Genomic DNA, 17,440 nt, shown 5'->3' with positions numbered 1-17,440 from the left:
TCAAACAGGCCCTTTACCGATTTTTTTGCACGCAAAAAACCTAAGCCTTGAGCAAGGGGACACAATGGTCCTGACCTTCTCATGACTTAGGTTTTGCCTGCATAACCAGTAACAATCCCAGTTAAATCGTATTCAATTCCTGTTAATCACATATTATTATAATTAAACCATTTTTGTCAACATTTAAATATTATCGATTAACCACTCGTTCGATATGAACCGTCAGATACAATTTTTCTTCATTGGTCAGCTCATGATTGTATTCCTTTTTGACAAACAACTCAATTTTCTCCGTACACGCTGCGGCTTCCGGATGTTTCTCCTTAATCATGTCATAGAAATGATCATAGTTGTTGTCGTAATGCGTACCACTGAGCACACGCTGGGAGAAGAACTTCAGATGTGTGATAAAGCGAAAATAACTAAGAGAGTCCTCATCAAATTCCATTTTGAAATGATACTTCGCTATATTAATAATCTGCTGGATAAACTTCGTAATATTCATCGTTGTAATAACTTCTTCGTTCATCTCTGCGTTGACAATATGAAGGGCAATAAAAGCCGCTTCATCTGGTGGAAGCTCAATATTCATTCGGGTGTTGATCTGTTCCAACGTCCTCAGGCCGAGTTCGAATTCGGGCTTGTACAACTGTTTGATCTCCCACATTAATGCATTCTTGATCTCCACGCCTTCCCGATAACGTTCGATGGCGAAGTTAATATGATCTGTAAGAGATACATAGATGTTCTCATTGAGCTTTCGGCCCAGGTTCTCACGCGCATACGTGATGATCTCTTCCACTATTTCAATCAGTTCCATCGGAACTTCGCGCAGCAGCATTTTGAAATTATCGGAAGTTTGTTTGTTTTTCAATGCAAATACTTTCTGGATGCGGGTTTCGTCTACTGTATCCCCCGGCTTTTTCTTAAAGGCAATCCCACGTCCCATCACCACAAGCTCTGCTCCATCCGCCTGATAGATGCTAATGACGTTATTGTTGATAACCTTTGCTATTTTCACTTCAATCCCCCCGTCACGTTCCACTCTCTTGGCAGTTATACATCGTCTTTTGGGCATACAAAAAAAACCTGAAGCATCACAAAATAAACAAGACATGGTGGTCTGCTTTTTTTGGTGCTTAGGTTTTGCCTACTTCGAGTAGTAACAATCCCAGAAACGATATAATTGCGTCAAGTATAGCGCGAACCTGACTATATGTCAACGCTTTCAATGCGGGAATAAGCGGAAGTTCCATGGTTATATAAATTGAACTAGAGAATATTTACACTAGCTACTTCGATGACAGAACAACCTTCCGATCGCTGTTATCCCCAGATTTTTCGATTCCCTTTTTAAAAGGGAAAATCCGGTGATAAAGGCGAACGCTTCGCTTCTCCAGCTTTTTTCTGTCCTCTACGTTTTGTGTAAATGTTTAGTTCAATTTACATAGATGAAACTTCCGATGTTTTATTGCTGTACAAGGCCATTTTAATTCAGAAAAATATAAACTACTCGTCACCCAGGTTTGATCCGTTGGATTCGATCACATTTTTGTACCAATTAAAACTCTTCTTCTTCAGTCGTGTCAGCTCACCTTGACCTTCATTATTACGATCCACGTAAATGTAGCCATAACGTTTTCTCATCTCACCTGAGGATGCACTTACAATATCAATAGGTCCCCAGCTGGTGTAACCGATAATGTTCACCCCATCCTGAATGGCCTCACCCATTTCAGCTACATGCCGTTTCAAGTAGTCAATCCGGTACGCATCATCCACTTCACCTTCCGGGGTAACCACATCATTGGCACCAAATCCATTCTCAACAACAAACAGAGGCTTCTGATAACGATCATGTAGTTGATTGGCGGTAATACGGAATCCTTTGGGATCAATCGTCCATCCCCATTCGGACTTCGCCAGATATGGATTGGCTACCGAGCCAAATACATTACCACTGGTCATATTTTTGATAACTTCCGGATCGGTACTAGTTGTACGACTTGAATAGTAGCTGAACCCGATATAATCTACCGTATGATTCTTCAAGATTTCCGCATCACCCGGCTGCATAACAATGTTCAATTCGTGATCTTTGAAGAAACGTTTGGCGTAACCCGGATATTCCCCACGTGACTGCACATCGATGAAGAAATAGGACTCTCTATCTTTTTCCATCCCCTGGAACACATCTTCCGGATTACAAGTATACGGATAGAAGCTTCCTGCGGCGAGCATACACCCAATCATGGCACCAGGAATAATCTGATGACATGCCTTGACTGCCAGTGCACTTGCAACCAGTTGGTGGTGAGCAGCCTGATATTGAATTTCCTTAATGTTATCCCCTTCATTAAACGCCAACCCCGCCCCAAGGAACGGAAGATGTAAAAGCATGTTGATCTCATTAAATGTCATCCAGTATTTCACCTTGTCTTTGTAGCGAGTGAATACCGTTGTAGCGTACGTTTCAAATAGCGTTACCAGTTCACGACTTCTCCAGCTGCCATACTTCTCGATCAGATGCACAGGCACATCAAAGTGAGCCAATGTAACCACAGGTTCAATGCCGTTTTTCAACAATTCATCAAACAGGTTATCATAAAATTGTAATCCGGCTTCATTTGGCTGTGCATCTTCTCCTGTCGGGAAAATCCGTGCCCAGGCAATGGAGACACGCAGTGCCTTGAATCCCATTTCGGCAAACAGAGCAATGTCTTCAGGGTAACGGTGATAGAAGTCGATCGCTTCATGTGAAGGATAGAACTCGGTAGCAAGCGGCGTGAAAGCTGGAACATGACCTTTCATAATACTTCTGCGGTTCTCTCCTGTTGGCAGCAAGTCAACGATACTCAGCCCTTTGCCATCTTCCAGATACGCGCCCTCCGCCTGATTGGCAGCAATGGCTCCACCCCACAAAAAGTCTTTAGGAAATTTAAAATTCGTCATCATCATTCTCCTTCCAAATATGTAATTCAGCTAACCGCTCCAATCGTAAGAAACATTAATAAGACAAAATATTTAAGTTGAACTACACAATTACACATAAACGGAGAGGACAGAAAAAATCTGGAGAAGCGAAGCGTTCGCCTACAAGCTTTCTGCAAGAAAGCTACATCGGAAGCATACGCTATCACCGGATTTCCCCTTTAAAAAAGGGATTAAAAAATCTGGGGATAACAGCGATTGGAAGATTGTTCTGTCCGCGCAGTCGTCACGTGTAAAACGGTTGTTCAACTTAAATAGAAAAAACCCGAACCAGCCTGGGTACACGATTACGTGTAAACAAGCCAGCTCAGGTTATGCCCATATCGGTAACATTCCCAGATCATGATTATACGGATTGGATAAAACTTTAGCAAGAATCAGAACAGTTGTCAACTTCTTGAAACCGGTTTAGCTTCGGATTGCCCACTACGATATTTGATAGAACGCAGCACATGTGCCGCCAAGAATCATCTGTTGATCTAGTATAGGTAAGACATTAATGTGAGAGTTAATGAGACCGTATACTTCAGAATACGTAGCTGAAACGTTGCTCACCGGCCAGTCGGACCCAAACATCAACCGTTCCGCACCAAAGGCTTCTATGGCGATATTCAGATAGGCTGTAAAGTCGCTCGGAGTCCAATTCGCCCAGTCTGCTTCCGTCACCATTCCTGAAAGTTTACAGTACGCATTAGGTTGTGCGGCCAATGACTCAAGTGCTTCTTTCCATGGTGAGATTATACCTGATTTTATGTCGGGTTTGGCAAGATGATCAAGTACAAATCGCTGCTCAGGAAACGCCTTAACCAATTCAACGGCATAAGGCAGTTGCTCCTTGGATACCAACAGATCATAGGCCAAATCATACTCTTTTAGCAATGAAATTCCGCGCTGAAAGTCTTCTCTCAATACATAATCCAGATCAGGTTCATCCTGTATGACATGACGTACGCCCTTCAAATACGGATTGGATGCGAATAGTTCAAGCTGATTCCGAACTTCATTTGAACAAAGATCTACCCATCCGACAACACCTTTGATACATTCATGCCGATCTGCCAGCTGCAGAAGCCACTCGGTTTCTGTCAGTGATTGTCTGGCTTGTACCGCAATACATCCAACCAGTCCTGATTGGACCAATAAAGGTTCAAGATCTTGCGGAAGAAAAGATTGACGAATGGTTTTCATCTCTTCGCCAATCCATCCGTACTCGGCGACATTGTATTCCCAGAAATGTTGATGTGCATCCAGCTTCATATTAGATCTCTCCCAGGGTATTTAAATTTATTATCATTAAAAAGAAATCACTGATTTTCACATGATTTTTATTCCAATTGTGCAGGTATTGTCCAATATTAAATCATGATATAGTAAATTACGAAAACGCTTTCAGGACATAAATCGGTGGTGATTCCAGTATTAAACAAGTGAATTTTTGTTTGCGTTGAGCTCTATTTTCACCCTGCTTAACCGCTATTCACGTTCAACCATTCTCTATTCGAAGGAGACTATATTAATGAAAAAAAACCGCAAATCAGTCCTATCTCTTACACTTGTGACTGCCCTGATTCTATCTCTATTCTCCTCCGCTATGGCTTCAGCTGCAACTGACAACAGCGAACAGGCCAGTGCCTCACCCCCTCCAAGTAAAATGCAGACCTATGTGAACGCCATGGAGCCTGGCTGGAATCTGGGTAACTCTCTGGACGCCGTTGGTGAGGATGAGACAGCCTGGGGCAACCCACGCATTACGAAGGAACTAATTCAGTCGATTGCAGCTGAGGGCTACAACAGTATCCGTATTCCTGTGACCTGGGAAGCCCACATCGGTGACGCACCCGACTACATAATTGATTCCGCTTACATGAATCGGGTTCAAGAAGTGGTAAACTGGGCCCTCGATGCGGATCTCTACGTCATGATCAATCTTCACCATGATTCCTGGCGCTGGATCAGTTACATGGAGAAAGACCATGACAACGTGCTTGCACGTTACAACGCCGCTTGGACTCAGATTGCGGACAAATTCAAAGATGCATCCGATAAACTTATGTTCGAAAGTGTTAACGAACCACGTTTCTCCGAAGGCGGCACAACAGATGCAGCGATTGGATATCGCATGCTGGACGAGTTGAATACTTCTTTTCACAAGATCGTAAGAACTTCGGGTGGAAACAACGAGACACGTCCACTTGTGCTTCCAACGATGCATACCTCTTCCGCTCAACCTGATCTGGATGAACTGAATAAGACCATTCAAAAATTGAATGACACGAATATTATTGCAACCGTTCACTACTACGGGTTCTGGCCATTCAGTGTGAACATCGCGGGTTACACCAAGTATAACGAGGAAGTACAGAAGGACGTTACCGATACATTTGATCGGGTATACAATGCTTTTACAGCGAAAGGCATTCCAGTTATCGTTGGTGAGTATGGCTTGCTTGGTTTTGACCAGCACACAGGTGTCATCGAGCAAGGCGAAAAACTGAAATTCTTCGAATTTGTTGGACAATATCTGCGCCAAAAACAGATGACAACGATGTTGTGGGACAACGGACAACACTTCGGGCGCACAAGTTTTACTTGGTCTGATCAGGAACTATTCAATACCATGAAAGCCAGCTGGACAGGTCGCTCATCCACAGCCGAAACGGACCTCGTATATCTTAAACAAAATGAAGCCATTCAAGACAAGAAGGTAAAACTCAATCTGAATGGGAACAAATTCAATTCGTTGAAGAATGGCACTACCCCTCTTGTCAGAGGTAAAGACTATACGATCAAAAAAGATGTACTTACGTTAAAATCCAATCTGTTAACCAAATTGACAGCCTCTGGTGATTTGGGCGTAAATGCCACACTCACAGCTGGATTCAACCAAGGTGCTGACTGGAACTTCAATATCATTAAATATGACACACCTAAGTTGAACGATGCAACTGGTACAACCAGTGCATTTGCCATTCCGACTACGTTTAACGGCAATCAGCTGGCCACGATGGAAGCAACATATGCAAACGGAGAGAACGCCGGTCCACAGAACTGGACTTCGTTCAAAGAATTCTCCTACACATTTAGCCCAGATTACGAACGTAATGTGATTGAGCTGAAACCTAACTTCTTCAATGAAACCAATGATGGCGAAGTCACACTTAAGTTCCATTTCTGGAACGGAGATGTGCTGACGTACAAAATCACGAAAAATGGAACCAGCGTTGTTGGCGTAGCTTCATAATAGTTATAAGGATTCCCCACTTGATCTATACCTGTGGGGAACCACAAACGTTCTGTCCAGAGCCAGCGGTTCGAACAGAACGTTTTTCCTTTTAATCAGATAATCCGTATCCATTATGAATGACCGTTCACAATAAAAACGAAACATCTCCACTCTGGCTATGAATGACATACGTTGCACCAAGCCCTTTATATACAAGACCAACTGGAGCCTTGTTACTGGAAACGACATAGAGATGCTGCGGATACCAGCTGTGACACAACTGGATATCCTGGCAACACTGAGGCAGATTATTCTCGAACACAAATGCATTGGTGACCATATATTCGGGACGAGTCTGTTGCATCCCTTCCGTTTCTTGAATATAACGCACAGGAAATGCTCCAAGGGTTTGAAGTTGTTCCCGTTCCTCTTCACTGTGTACAAGCACAACGAAGGCTAATCCCTTTTTCAGTAATAAATCTACAAAATTCATCCCCGCTGCACTGTGCCCTGCTGATACAACAATCATTGCTTCATCCATTGCTGTCTACCTCGCCTTCACATCAGATCCTGCATATTTCATTTCAAGTACGTTATGTGCGAATCATAGTCCTCTATCTTCCTTTCCGCAATTGAGCCGTATCCGATTCTGCACCTTCCTGGTTGATTCCAGACCGTAATCCTGTTCATATCCTGTCTAATATGCCCTTTACGCTCTGGATCTCCTTATATCTCGGTCAATCATAAGTGATTCAAGAAACCTGATTAACCGAGCCATAATCGAAGATATATCTCTTTTTAATCGCTTACATGTACAGATTCAAAGCAAAATGTCTTAATACCTTGGCTGAAAGTAATGCAAAAAGGCAAAGGAAACCTGATGTTACACACAGGTTCCCTTTGCCTTTTGCGATTTGTATTTTTCTACCTCCATGTTCCAGTACATTTCTATTTCAAACGATCACTTATTGTGGCTCAGTAAATTTCACTACCAGTACTGCTTCCCCATTGGCTTGAACATGGCCAGTTGACGTTGCTGTTACAGTTTCTATCGCTTCGTTTCCACTTGAGATCAAGACAGGTGTAATCAAAGGCAGACCCGCGGCCTGAATGACATTCATGTCAAATTCAATCAACAATCGACCTGCAGTTACACGATCTCCGCTATTCACATGCGCGGTAAAACCGTTCCCTTTCAGTCCAACCGTATTAATTCCGATATGAACCAACAGCTGTACACCTGTTTCATGCTCCAGAATCACCGCATGTTTACTCTTGTTCATCACATGTGCGATGACACCATCAAACGGTGCGTACACTTTTCCTTCTGATGGCTCAATGGCAATGCCCTCACCCATGTGTTTTTCCGAGAACGCCGGGTCAGGAACCTGCTCCAGAGCAACGACGGTACCGTTCATTGGCGAAGCTATTTCGAGAAAATCTACCTTAGGACGATTGCTTGTAACGGCATCGGTAACTGAATTAATACGCGGATTAGATTCCTCTGCTTTAACTTCAGTTGATGTTACTCCACTGTTTTCATGGCTCACCACTTCTTCTGCAACCGGTTGGTCCTTATATCCGAAGAACCAGGTAAGTGCAAAAGCAATGGCCATGGCAACCACGTTGGACAAGATATACAACGGCAGTTGGCTGTTCAAATAGAGCAATGTTCCCGGAATAACCGTTACTGCCATGCCTGTACCTTGCAGATGGAACAGGGAAGCGATGAAACCACCTACACCACCACCAACCAGTCCCATAATAAATGGTTTCATGTAACGCAAGTTAACTCCGAAGATGGCTGGCTCAGTAATGCCTAGAAATGCGGACAAGGAAGAAGGTAATGCGAGTGCTTTGAGTTTCATATTTTTGGTCTTCAGACCGACTGCGAGACAAGCCGCTCCTTGTGCTGCCATGGCGCAGGTAATAATGGCGTTGAACGGATTGAATCCCGTTTTCTCCAGTAGTTGAATCTCCAGGAAATTAAAGATGTGATGTACACCGGTAACGACAATAATCTGATGGAAGAATCCAATGATTATACCTGCGATGCCAAACGGAAGATCCAATACGGCAGTTGTTCCATGCAGTACCCACTCTTCCAGGGAATGGAAAACGGGACCAATCGCGAATAGTCCAAGCGTAATCATAACCGTTAACGTAATAAAAGGAGTCAGAATCAAGTCCAATGCCTCAGGCACCCGTCTTCTTAGTACCTTCTCGAACTTGGCTCCAATCAAACCTACAAAGAACGCAGGCAGAACCGATCCCTGATAACCCACGACAGGGATAAAACCGAACATATGCAGCGGCTGGGCTGATCCATCCGCCACCGCGTAAGCATTGGGTAATGCCGGATTGACCAGCATTAGCCCGAGTACGATACCAAGTACCGGACTTCCACCAAATACGCGGAATGCGGACCACGCTACAAGTGCAGGCAGAAATGCAAATGCCGTATCCGTCAGAATCTGAGTGAACAACAGGAAATTGGAAGAGATATCATCAGGTGTTGCCCCAAACAACGCCAAAATTTCATTCTGGGTAAGTAATCCGCGCAAGCCCATGAACAACCCTGTAGCTACCAGTACGGGAATGATGGGTACAAATACGTCACCAAACGTGCGGATAGCCCGTTGAAAAGCATTTCCTTCCTTTTTCCCCTGACTCTTCACATCATCCTTGGACGATCCTTCGATGCCCAGCTTCTCAACCTCTTCAAAGATTCGATTCACTGTTCCCGTACCAAAGATAATCTGATATTGACCCGAGTTGAAAAAGGCGCCTTTCACCTTCTCGATGTTCTCGACCGTTTTCTGATCAATCTTTTCTTTATCTTTCACCATGATGCGAAGGCGTGTTGCACAGTGTGCAAATGATGCGATATTCTCTTTGCCCCCGATGGCATGAATGACTTCCTGGGCAATGCGTTGATTCTCCGACATGTTATCTCATTCCTCTCACGTAATACTTAATAATGCCATTGTGTTGCTTCAAAATCAGCTTTGCCTCCGCGTGCAAAGAAACGAATATCCACGCTGTCCCGGCTTGGGAAAATCCGGCTGGTAAAGACCTCTTCCCCATCGTTCACAAAAACCTCGACTGAAGATGCATCTACGAACAGATGGAACTTAATCACTTCCGCAGTAAGTGTGCACTGTCGTACAACGCCATTCTGCTCTGCCAGCTCGGCACCAGACATCGTCCGATCCAGAATAACTTTCTGCTGAATCCGATCATACAGAAGAATCGTTTTCTCAGTTCGACTTGCACGGAATTCGATGCCCACCATCTCTGCATCTACTTGGCTTATCTCACAGATCAGCTCAAAGGAAATTCCATTCAAACCAGTGAAAGATCGACTCTCATGGTCAATCGTTGCGCGAATATGCGTGCCTTCCTCCTGCTGACGCAATTGGATCATTTCAGCAACCGGTTGTTGAATTAACTTCCCCTCTCGTAGTGTCAACTGCCGAGGAATGGTCAGGCAATGTGCCCAACCGTTATCATCTGTCGGATACGCCAGATCGGGAAGCCCCATCCAACCAACAAGAATACGTCTTCCGTCCGGGCCCTGCATGGTTTGCGGAGCATAGAAGTCAAATCCACGATCCAACTCCTGAAATTCACCATGATTGAACTCTCTCGTCTGGAGATCGAGCGACTCACCGATCAGATAACCGGACTGAAAAATATTCTGATAATGATCTTCCGCAGCATCTAAGCCTTGTGGGGAAAAAACAAGTACACCTTTCCCGTCCATCTCCATATAATCCGGGCACTCCCACATGTAACCAAAGGAGGTTAATTGCGTGCGAATTTCACCAAGAAACTCCCAGTTGTTTAGATCAATTGAGCGATACAGTACCGCACATCCCGTCTCGTCTGTTCTCTGCGCACCAATTACACAATAATACGTGTCTCCTTGTTGCCACACCTTGGGATCTCTGAAGTGTTCCGTGTATCCGGCTGGAACAGACGAGATTACGGGATAATTCAGTTTGGTTACTGAACCGCTTTCATCCATGACTGCCAAGCATTGATACGGATGTCTGACCCAAGCCTCATCCCTCGTATTGCCTGTGTACAGCAAGTGCAGGTTGCCGTCTTTTTCAATCGCACTGCCGGAGTAAGCTCCGTGTGAGTCATACCAGCTATCCGGTTCGATTCCAATCCCGACATTTTCCCAGTTCACCAGATTCTTCGAGCGGGTATGATACCAGTATTTCATGCCGTGTTCTGTTCCAAGTGGAAACCACTGATAGAACAGATGATAATAGCCTTTATAATATACAAAGCCGTTAGGATCATTAAGCAGACCTGTTACAGGCTGAATATGGTAACTCTGTCTCCATGGACACTCGGATATCTGTGCTTCAAGCTTCGCAATCTCACCAGGCTCAGCTTGCTCAATTCGTCTGTAGCGCTGCTCTCTAGTCATTTTCATAGCTGTTCTCCATTCTTGCTTATATAAGTTAGACCAAGAAATTTCACACTGGGACTACGATAGCAGAACAATCCTCCGATCGCTGTTATCCCCAGATTTCCTGATCCCTTATCTAAAGGTTGAAATCCGGTGATAAAGGCGAACACTCCGTTTCTTCAGATTTTTTCTGCCCTCTCCGTCATGTTTATTTCTTATTTAACTTATACGAAAATCAAATTATAGGAACCGGTTCCAGCGGGTACAAAAAAATAATTCCACCTGGCATTAATGCCTGCCCGTGTTCGCATATCCGTATTGGATATCCACTATGGAACCGGTTCGATGGAATTATCATAAATGATGTTTTTATAATTTGTCAACGCTTTCTCGAGGAATTAGTTCTACGTCCAGTGTTGTTCGTTCCTCCACCGACTCGCCTTTCACCAGACGAATAATGTGATTCGCCGCTACTTTGCCCGCCTGCAAATAATGATATTTCACAGTCGTCAGCGTGGGGTGAATCATCTCCGTAATATCATATCCGCCAAATCCGGTAACGGACAAATCTTGCGGTATGCGGATTTTATTGGAGAACGCAATCTTCATCACACCCAGTGCGATATTATCCGTAGCCCCTACAATGATCGTTGGTGTGATCTCTTTCAGAATGGCTTCAGCGGTAACGATGGCCTCAGACATCTTAAAGCTTGTCTCATAATACTTCACTTCACATCCACCACACTCAGCGATTGCTCGCTGGAACCCTTGTTTACGATAGATTCCTACAGCCCGATCCTTCTCGCTAACTCCCATATACACGATCTTGCGGTGACCTTGTTCGACGACATATCTGCCCATCTCATAACCTGCCTGATCATCATTGTGAACCAGACTATGTAGTTGTTCATGCTGCTGTCCCACCAGTAGCACCGGAATACCGATGTCCTCCACTGCTTTCAGATGTGCTTCTGTCACTTCAGCAGCCAGCAGAATAATACCCGATACCTTCTGTCTAGCAAAATCATATATGGCGTCAATCTCGCGCTGCATATCCTGACTCGTATTCGCGATCAGCATCTGATACTGATTACTTCGCAGTTCTTCATCAATCCCGATCAATGTCTGGGATGTCGCAAAAGAATCGAGTCGTGGCACAACCGTGCCGATAATACTGGTTTTCTTGGCCTTTAAACTCTGTGCAAATGTGTTGGGAACATAATTGTATTGTTTGATAATACGCTCAATCTTCTGGCGGGTATCTTCACTAACCGATCCGCCATTCAGGTAGCGAGAGACCGTGCTTTTCGCCACACCTGCCATCTGAGCGATATCAGAAATCGTTTTATTCATAAAAACTCCTCTTGTTTCTTTAACTAGTTTACCTTTTATTATACTTCGAATCGCAAAGCCATGGCGAATTAGATTCACCTCCGTTTATGGTATATCTATCGTACATTCTCGATGTAATAGCAAAAGCCCGATGACAATGTGACGTTCATACCGAAGTATGATCCCACATTCATCAGGCTGCTAAGCTTCCATATCCCGTTTGCACAGACCATTAGGGCAAGGATAATCCCTATCCCTGCTGACTCAGACCTCAATAATAATTGGCAAGATCATAGGTCTTCTCTTGGTTTGAGCGTAAATATAGTGACCGATCTCGTCTTTCAGCTTTCTTTTGATCACATTCCACTGATTGACCCCAGCCCCGGTCAACTCATCCATCCGGTTTAGAACAAGCTCATGAATCTCATGCATGAATTCTTCCGAATCCTTAACAAATACAAACCCTCTGGAGATAATTTCGGGTGACGTGACCATCTGTTTTTCCGTTTTGCTCAGTGTAGTCACAATCACCAGCATGCCATCGGAGGACAGTTGCCTGCGGTCGCGAAGTACAATATTGCCGACATCACCCATGATCAGACCGTCTACGAGACTATTTCCTGATGCAATTTTTGGACCTAGCGAAGCAATGCCGTCTTTGTATTGGACCATATCCCCATTATTCACGATAAACACATGATCACGCTCTATACCTACGGATTCAGCAAGCAGTCTGTGTTGATACAACATGCGAAACTCACCGTGGATCGGAATCAGATAATCCGGTTTCATCAGAGTTAACATCAATTTGAGTTCTTCCTGACTACCGTGTCCCGATACATGCATTCCTGCTGCACCACTTGAACCATATATCACACGTGCTCCGAGAACATACAGGTTGTCAATGACATGTGCAAGATTCCGTTCATTGCCCGGGATGGCTCCGGCAGCAATAATGACCGTGTCCCCGGCGTTAATTCTTACGTGAGGATGTTTACCGGATGCCAAACGCGATAATGCTGCCATCGCTTCTCCCTGGCTACCAGTACATAAGACAACAACCTGTTCGGGCGGAAACTGATCCGAATCGATAGCTTCAATCAATAATCCATCAGGAACTTGCAAATACCCCAATTCACTGGCCACCGATACTACATTCACCATACTTCTTCCCAACAGTGCCAGTTTGCGACCCGTCTCGAATGCTGCATTCACAATCTGCTGTACCCTGCTGACATTTGACGCAAAAGTAGAGATAAATACTTTTTGTTTTGCACGGATAAAGGCATCCAGAATGTGATCTCCCACAACACGCTCGGAAGGTGTAAATCCCGGTCTTTCTGCATTCGTGCTCTCGGATAGCAAAATATGGACGCCCTGTTTGCCAATCTCGGCCATGCGGTGCAGATCTGGGAAAGGTCCATGTACAGGAGACATATCAAATTTGAAATCTCCAGTATGCACGACATTGCCCGCCGGGGTCTTAAAGAAGATACCAAGACAATCGGGTATACTATGACTGGTTGCAAAAAAGGAAACCTCTATCCCTCCCAGCGTAATGCTGGAATGAGCATCGATTGTATGCAGGTCCGCCTTGCGCAGCAGGCCATGCTCTTTCAGTTTAAGCTCGATCAGTCCGCGAGTGAGCCTGGATGCATACACCGGGATGTTCATTTGTTTTAACAAATAGGGAATGCCACCAATGTGATCTTCATGTCCATGGGTAACCACAAGACCTCTTACTTTATCCAGATTCTCCAGCAGATACGTTACATCCGGAATGATCAGATCAATACCAGGCAATGTCTCATCGGGAAACTTCGAACCACAGTCAATCACGATGATGTCCTGATTGTACTGGATGAAATACATATTTTTCCCTATTTCATTCACGCCGCCAAGTGCAGCGATATACAGTTTGTTGTGGGCTAGATTCAACGCTATTATTCCTCCTCTGCGTGGCAACCTTATGCGATACGGATCTATATTCCTAGTATGGAAGCAATCGCCTCACTTATGCATTAAGTGTGATTATGCCAAAAAAACCACCACGGAATTTTCATTCCATAGTGGTTTATACGAAAAATAATACGGTTACACCAACGATTTATCACGCTGTAGCAATACGTCTTGTTCATAGGTTTTGATATCGGTAATCCACTTTTCACGGACTGGAACGCCTTGCTGAGCACAATAGTAGTCCCAGATCGCGCCAAATGGATAGGATTTGAACTCTTCCGTTAAGGCAAGGCGCAACGTGTAATCCCCTTCCAACTCGGCTTGTTTCAAGGCATTCACCGGTTCGAGCATCGCTCGGAGAAGGGCTTTGATTGTGTTGCGAGTACCCACAACCCATGCAGCTACACGATTAATGCTTGCATCAAAGAAATCCAGTCCAATATGTGTGGTCGCAAGCAGATCATGTCGAACCAGTTCACGGGCAATTTCCAGCAACTCATCGTCCATAATTACCACATGGTCACTATCCCAACGCATCGGGCGACTTACGTGAAGCAGGATGCCACTTGTAAACAATGACAAGGACGACAGTTTATTGGAAATAACCTCTGTTGGATGGAAATGACCCGCATCAAGACAGATCAACGTATCATTTTGCAAACCGTAACCCATATAAAATTCATGAGAACCCACCACATATGCTTCCGAACCCAGACCAAACAGCTTACTCTCTACCGCGTCCAGGTTGTGCTCCGGGTTAAGTGATTCAGCGAATACTTCGTCCAGCGATTCTTTGAGACGTTTGCGTGGTGTCAACCGATCAACGGGATTATCCTTGAATCCATCCGGTACCCATACATTGGTTACACAAGTCTGACCAAGCTGTTCCCCGAAGTAAGCACCAATCCGGCGGGATGCCTTACAGTGATCAATCCAGAACTTGCGAATTTCAGGGTCTGGATGACTGAGCGTGAACCCGTCACTTGATTTTTCATGGGAAAAACATGTTGGGTTGAAGTCCAGACCGAGTCCTTGTTCTTTGGCCCACTTCACCCAGTTCTCATAATGCTTTGGCTCAATCTGATCCAGTTCAACCTGCTCGTCTGTATCCGTGTAAATCGCGTGCAGATTGACCTTGTGTTTGCCGGGAATCAGAGCAAAAGCTTGCTCCAGATCGTTACGAAGTTCTGCTGGTGTGGTCGCAGCCCCCGGATATTGACCTGTGACGGAAATACCCCCTGTTAACTCCCCATCTTTATTCAGAAAACCTTTGACATCATCGCCTTGCCAGCAGTGTACGGATACTTTGATCTCCGCGAGTTTATTCAGCACCTCGTCAGTATCAATTCCGTGCTGGGCATACAATGCCTTGGCTGCTTCATACGCTTGCTTAACTTGGTTATCCATCCGCAAGAACCCTCCTATTTTAACGTGTAAATGCTGCCGGTACACCGCCATCAATGGTCATCATGCAACCGGTTGTTTTTTCGGATTTCGAAGAAGCAAAGAATGCGATTCCTTCCGCAATATCTCTTGGATAGATATTCACGAGCAATGTCGTCCGTTTGCGATAATACTCTTCCAATTGATCCGGTTCAATTCCATATGCAGCTGCTCGTTCATTTCTCCAGGAACCGTTCCAGATTGCTGAACCCTGTAGAATGGCATCTGGAAGAATCGTGTTGACACGAATGCCATACTCTCCACCTTCTGCTGCAATACAACGTGCCAGATGTGCTTCCAGCGCTTTCGCTGAGCTGTAAGCAGAAGCACTTTTACCTGCATACACCGAGTTCTTGGAACCGATAAATACCATGCTTCCCCCAATACCCTGCTGTTTCATCAGCTTGAACGCTTCACGAGCCACAAGGAAATACCCTGTACCCAGTACATTCATGTTCAGGTTCCATTCCTTCAGGGACGTTTCGTCAAATGGGCTGGATGTCGCTAGTCCCGCATTGTTCACGATGATATCCACTCCGCCATATTGCACCGCAACATCTGCATACGCAGATTGAACGGCTTCCTCATCGGTTACGTCCATTTTTAGCGCATAAGCACGATTCGCACCGTACTGATCATTGATTTCCTGTGCTACCTTCTGTGCGCCCTCCAGGTTGAGATCAGCAAGCACCACATGTGCGCCTTCAGATACCAATCTCCGCGCTGTTTCACTTCCGATACCACCTGCGCCACCTGTGATAAACGCCACTTTGCGGGAGAATTCGGTTTCGGCCGGAGCCAGAGACAATTTATACAATTCCAGCGGCCAGTACTCCACATTGTAAGACTCGTTTGCGCTGAGTGATACAAATTGACCCAAGCTAGTAGCTCCACGCATAACAGCAATCGCTCTGTGATACAACGCTCCGCTTACTTGGGAAAGCGCCCAGCTCTTGCCTGTGTTAATCATGCCCACACCAGGAATGAGAATAACGCGTGGTGCCGCTTCGAACATGACATCACCTTCGTTTTTGTTGCTCTCAAAATACTGCTGATATTGCTCTTTGTAGGCAGCTACACCTTCTACCAGCTTGGCTTTTAAACCTTCAATATCTTCCGCATCCGGCGTCCAATCGATGAACAGAGGTACCACTTTGGTATGTACCAGATGATCCGGGCAAGCTGCACCCACCTGAGACAATTCCGGGGAATCTGCTCCTCCCACAAAAGCAAGTACGTCCTCTTGATCATCAAAGGATAAAATCATTTTTTTACTATCCGATACCGCTCCACGAATCGTTGGCATCACACGTGATACGATCTGACGACGAACATCAGCGGCAAGCGCCGGGTGCTTCACACCACCAAACAAACTTTCTTCGTTCACCCGTGCTTCGATGAAAGCTTCTGCTTCATTGATAATCTTGATCGTTTGAGCGTAACATTCCTCGGATGTTTCACCCCAAGTGACAAGTCCGTGTTTTTCCATCAGTACGAGTTCGGCATTGGGATTCGAGAATACGCTTTCAGCAATCATTTTAGATAACGTAAACCCTGGACGTACGTAAGGCACCCATACAAATCGATCACCGTAGATCTCTTTCGCCAATTCCTTGCCGTTATGCGCACAACACAGGCTGATAATCGCATCCGGGTGCGTATGATCCACATGTTTATATGGAAGGAACGCATGCAGCAGAGTCTCGATGGAGGCACGCGGGTGCTTGGCATCAATCATGCAATGTCCCAGATATTCAACCATCTCTTCATCCGACATGGATTCACGTTCAATTAATGGTCGAATGTCTTCAAGCCCAAGTCCGGTAAAATGTTTCGCTTCCATGGAACCCAGATCAGAGCCGCTTCCCTTTACATACATTACTTCTACATCACGACCACGAAAATCCTTCACTGTCGTTTTGGTAGACGTATTACCACCGTAGATGTTACATACACTGCGATCAGATCCAATCAGATTGGATCGGTAAACCAACTGCTCAAGTCCTGTTGTTTTCTCAGATGCCTGCGATGCATTCCATAAACTCTGTACCATTTGTTTCCCTCCG

11 protein-coding genes are annotated in these 17,440 nt (G+C 45.1%); 1 reads left to right on the top strand and 10 read right to left on the bottom strand.

What is annotated here, in order from left to right; all coding sequences use genetic code 11:
- Positions 1-190 precede the first annotated feature (190 nt).
- The 3 genes from licT to MHB85_RS13515 all read right to left on the bottom strand — a co-directional run bounded on the left by licT (position 191) and on the right by MHB85_RS13515 (position 4,248).
- Positions 191-1,021, bottom strand: coding sequence for a BglG family transcription antiterminator LicT (gene licT, locus MHB85_RS13525; RefSeq protein ID WP_091016698.1), 831 nt, complete (start codon positions 1,019-1,021; stop codon positions 191-193).
- A gap of 488 nt (positions 1,022-1,509) precedes the next feature.
- A complete protein-coding gene (locus MHB85_RS13520) occupies positions 1,510-2,952 on the bottom strand; it encodes a 6-phospho-beta-glucosidase (protein WP_091016700.1) in 1,443 nt (480 codons plus the stop codon).
- A 465-nt stretch (positions 2,953-3,417) separates the two neighbouring features.
- The gene (locus tag MHB85_RS13515) at positions 3,418-4,248 is read right to left on the bottom strand and encodes an amidohydrolase family protein (protein WP_091016702.1); all 831 of its coding nucleotides are present in this window, start codon (positions 4,246-4,248) and stop codon (positions 3,418-3,420) included.
- Positions 4,249-4,507: 259 nt separating this feature from the next.
- Between MHB85_RS13515 and MHB85_RS13510 the strand changes: the two genes are divergently transcribed.
- Positions 4,508-6,232, top strand: coding sequence for a cellulase family glycosylhydrolase (locus MHB85_RS13510; RefSeq protein ID WP_091016704.1), 1,725 nt, complete (start codon positions 4,508-4,510; stop codon positions 6,230-6,232).
- 127 nt (positions 6,233-6,359) lie between these two features.
- On the opposite strand, the gene MHB85_RS13505 is transcribed toward MHB85_RS13510, so the two are convergent.
- The 7 genes from MHB85_RS13505 to MHB85_RS13475 all read right to left on the bottom strand — a co-directional run bounded on the left by MHB85_RS13505 (position 6,360) and on the right by MHB85_RS13475 (position 17,427).
- A complete protein-coding gene (locus MHB85_RS13505; protein WP_091016706.1) occupies positions 6,360-6,755 on the bottom strand; it encodes a hypothetical protein in 396 nt (131 codons plus the stop codon).
- Between the two features lie 424 nt (positions 6,756-7,179).
- Entirely contained in the window at positions 7,180-9,162 is a 1,983-nt protein-coding gene (locus MHB85_RS13500; RefSeq protein ID WP_091016707.1) for a sucrose-specific PTS transporter subunit IIBC, read from the bottom strand.
- Positions 9,163-9,188: 26 nt separating this feature from the next.
- Positions 9,189-10,664, bottom strand: coding sequence for a glycoside hydrolase family 32 protein (locus tag MHB85_RS13495; RefSeq protein WP_341073072.1), 1,476 nt, complete (start codon positions 10,662-10,664; stop codon positions 9,189-9,191).
- A gap of 345 nt (positions 10,665-11,009) precedes the next feature.
- Positions 11,010-11,993: a LacI family DNA-binding transcriptional regulator gene (locus MHB85_RS13490; RefSeq protein ID WP_091016711.1), complete on the bottom strand. Its 984-nt coding sequence runs from the start codon at positions 11,991-11,993 to the stop codon at positions 11,010-11,012.
- 243 nt (positions 11,994-12,236) lie between these two features.
- Positions 12,237-13,910 carry a ribonuclease J gene (locus tag MHB85_RS13485; protein WP_091016712.1) on the bottom strand — a complete coding sequence of 558 codons (1,674 nt, stop codon included), beginning with the start codon at positions 13,908-13,910 and terminating at the stop codon, positions 12,237-12,239.
- A 156-nt stretch (positions 13,911-14,066) separates the two neighbouring features.
- Positions 14,067-15,338, bottom strand: coding sequence for an L-rhamnose isomerase (gene rhaA / locus MHB85_RS13480; protein WP_091016715.1), 1,272 nt, complete (start codon positions 15,336-15,338; stop codon positions 14,067-14,069).
- A gap of 19 nt (positions 15,339-15,357) precedes the next feature.
- Positions 15,358-17,427, bottom strand: coding sequence for a bifunctional aldolase/short-chain dehydrogenase (locus MHB85_RS13475; protein ID WP_091016717.1), 2,070 nt, complete (start codon positions 17,425-17,427; stop codon positions 15,358-15,360).
- Positions 17,428-17,440 lie beyond the last annotated feature (13 nt).

It is taken from the genome of Paenibacillus sp. FSL K6-4396 (genome assembly GCF_038002525.1).
Lineage (GTDB): Bacteria > Bacillota > Bacilli > Paenibacillales > Paenibacillaceae > Paenibacillus > Paenibacillus amylolyticus_B.
This window is presented reverse-complemented; position numbering and strand designations above follow the sequence as displayed.

Coding starts and splice junctions, on each gene's coding strand:
- MHB85_RS13520 (WP_091016700.1), bottom strand. CDS start 2,952: ATGACGAATTTTAAATTTCCTAAAGACTTTTTGTGGGGTGGAGCCATT.
- MHB85_RS13515 (WP_091016702.1), bottom strand. CDS start 4,248: ATGAAGCTGGATGCACATCAACATTTCTGGGAATACAATGTCGCCGAG.
- MHB85_RS13510 (WP_091016704.1), top strand. CDS start 4,508: ATGAAAAAAAACCGCAAATCAGTCCTATCTCTTACACTTGTGACTGCC.
- MHB85_RS13505 (WP_091016706.1), bottom strand. CDS start 6,755: ATGGATGAAGCAATGATTGTTGTATCAGCAGGGCACAGTGCAGCGGGG.
- MHB85_RS13500 (WP_091016707.1), bottom strand. CDS start 9,162: ATGTCGGAGAATCAACGCATTGCCCAGGAAGTCATTCATGCCATCGGG.
- MHB85_RS13495 (WP_341073072.1), bottom strand. CDS start 10,664: ATGAAAATGACTAGAGAGCAGCGCTACAGACGAATTGAGCAAGCTGAG.
- MHB85_RS13490 (WP_091016711.1), bottom strand. CDS start 11,993: ATGAATAAAACGATTTCTGATATCGCTCAGATGGCAGGTGTGGCGAAA.
- rhaA (WP_091016715.1), bottom strand. CDS start 15,338: ATGGATAACCAAGTTAAGCAAGCGTATGAAGCAGCCAAGGCATTGTAT.
- MHB85_RS13475 (WP_091016717.1), bottom strand. CDS start 17,427: ATGGTACAGAGTTTATGGAATGCATCGCAGGCATCTGAGAAAACAACA.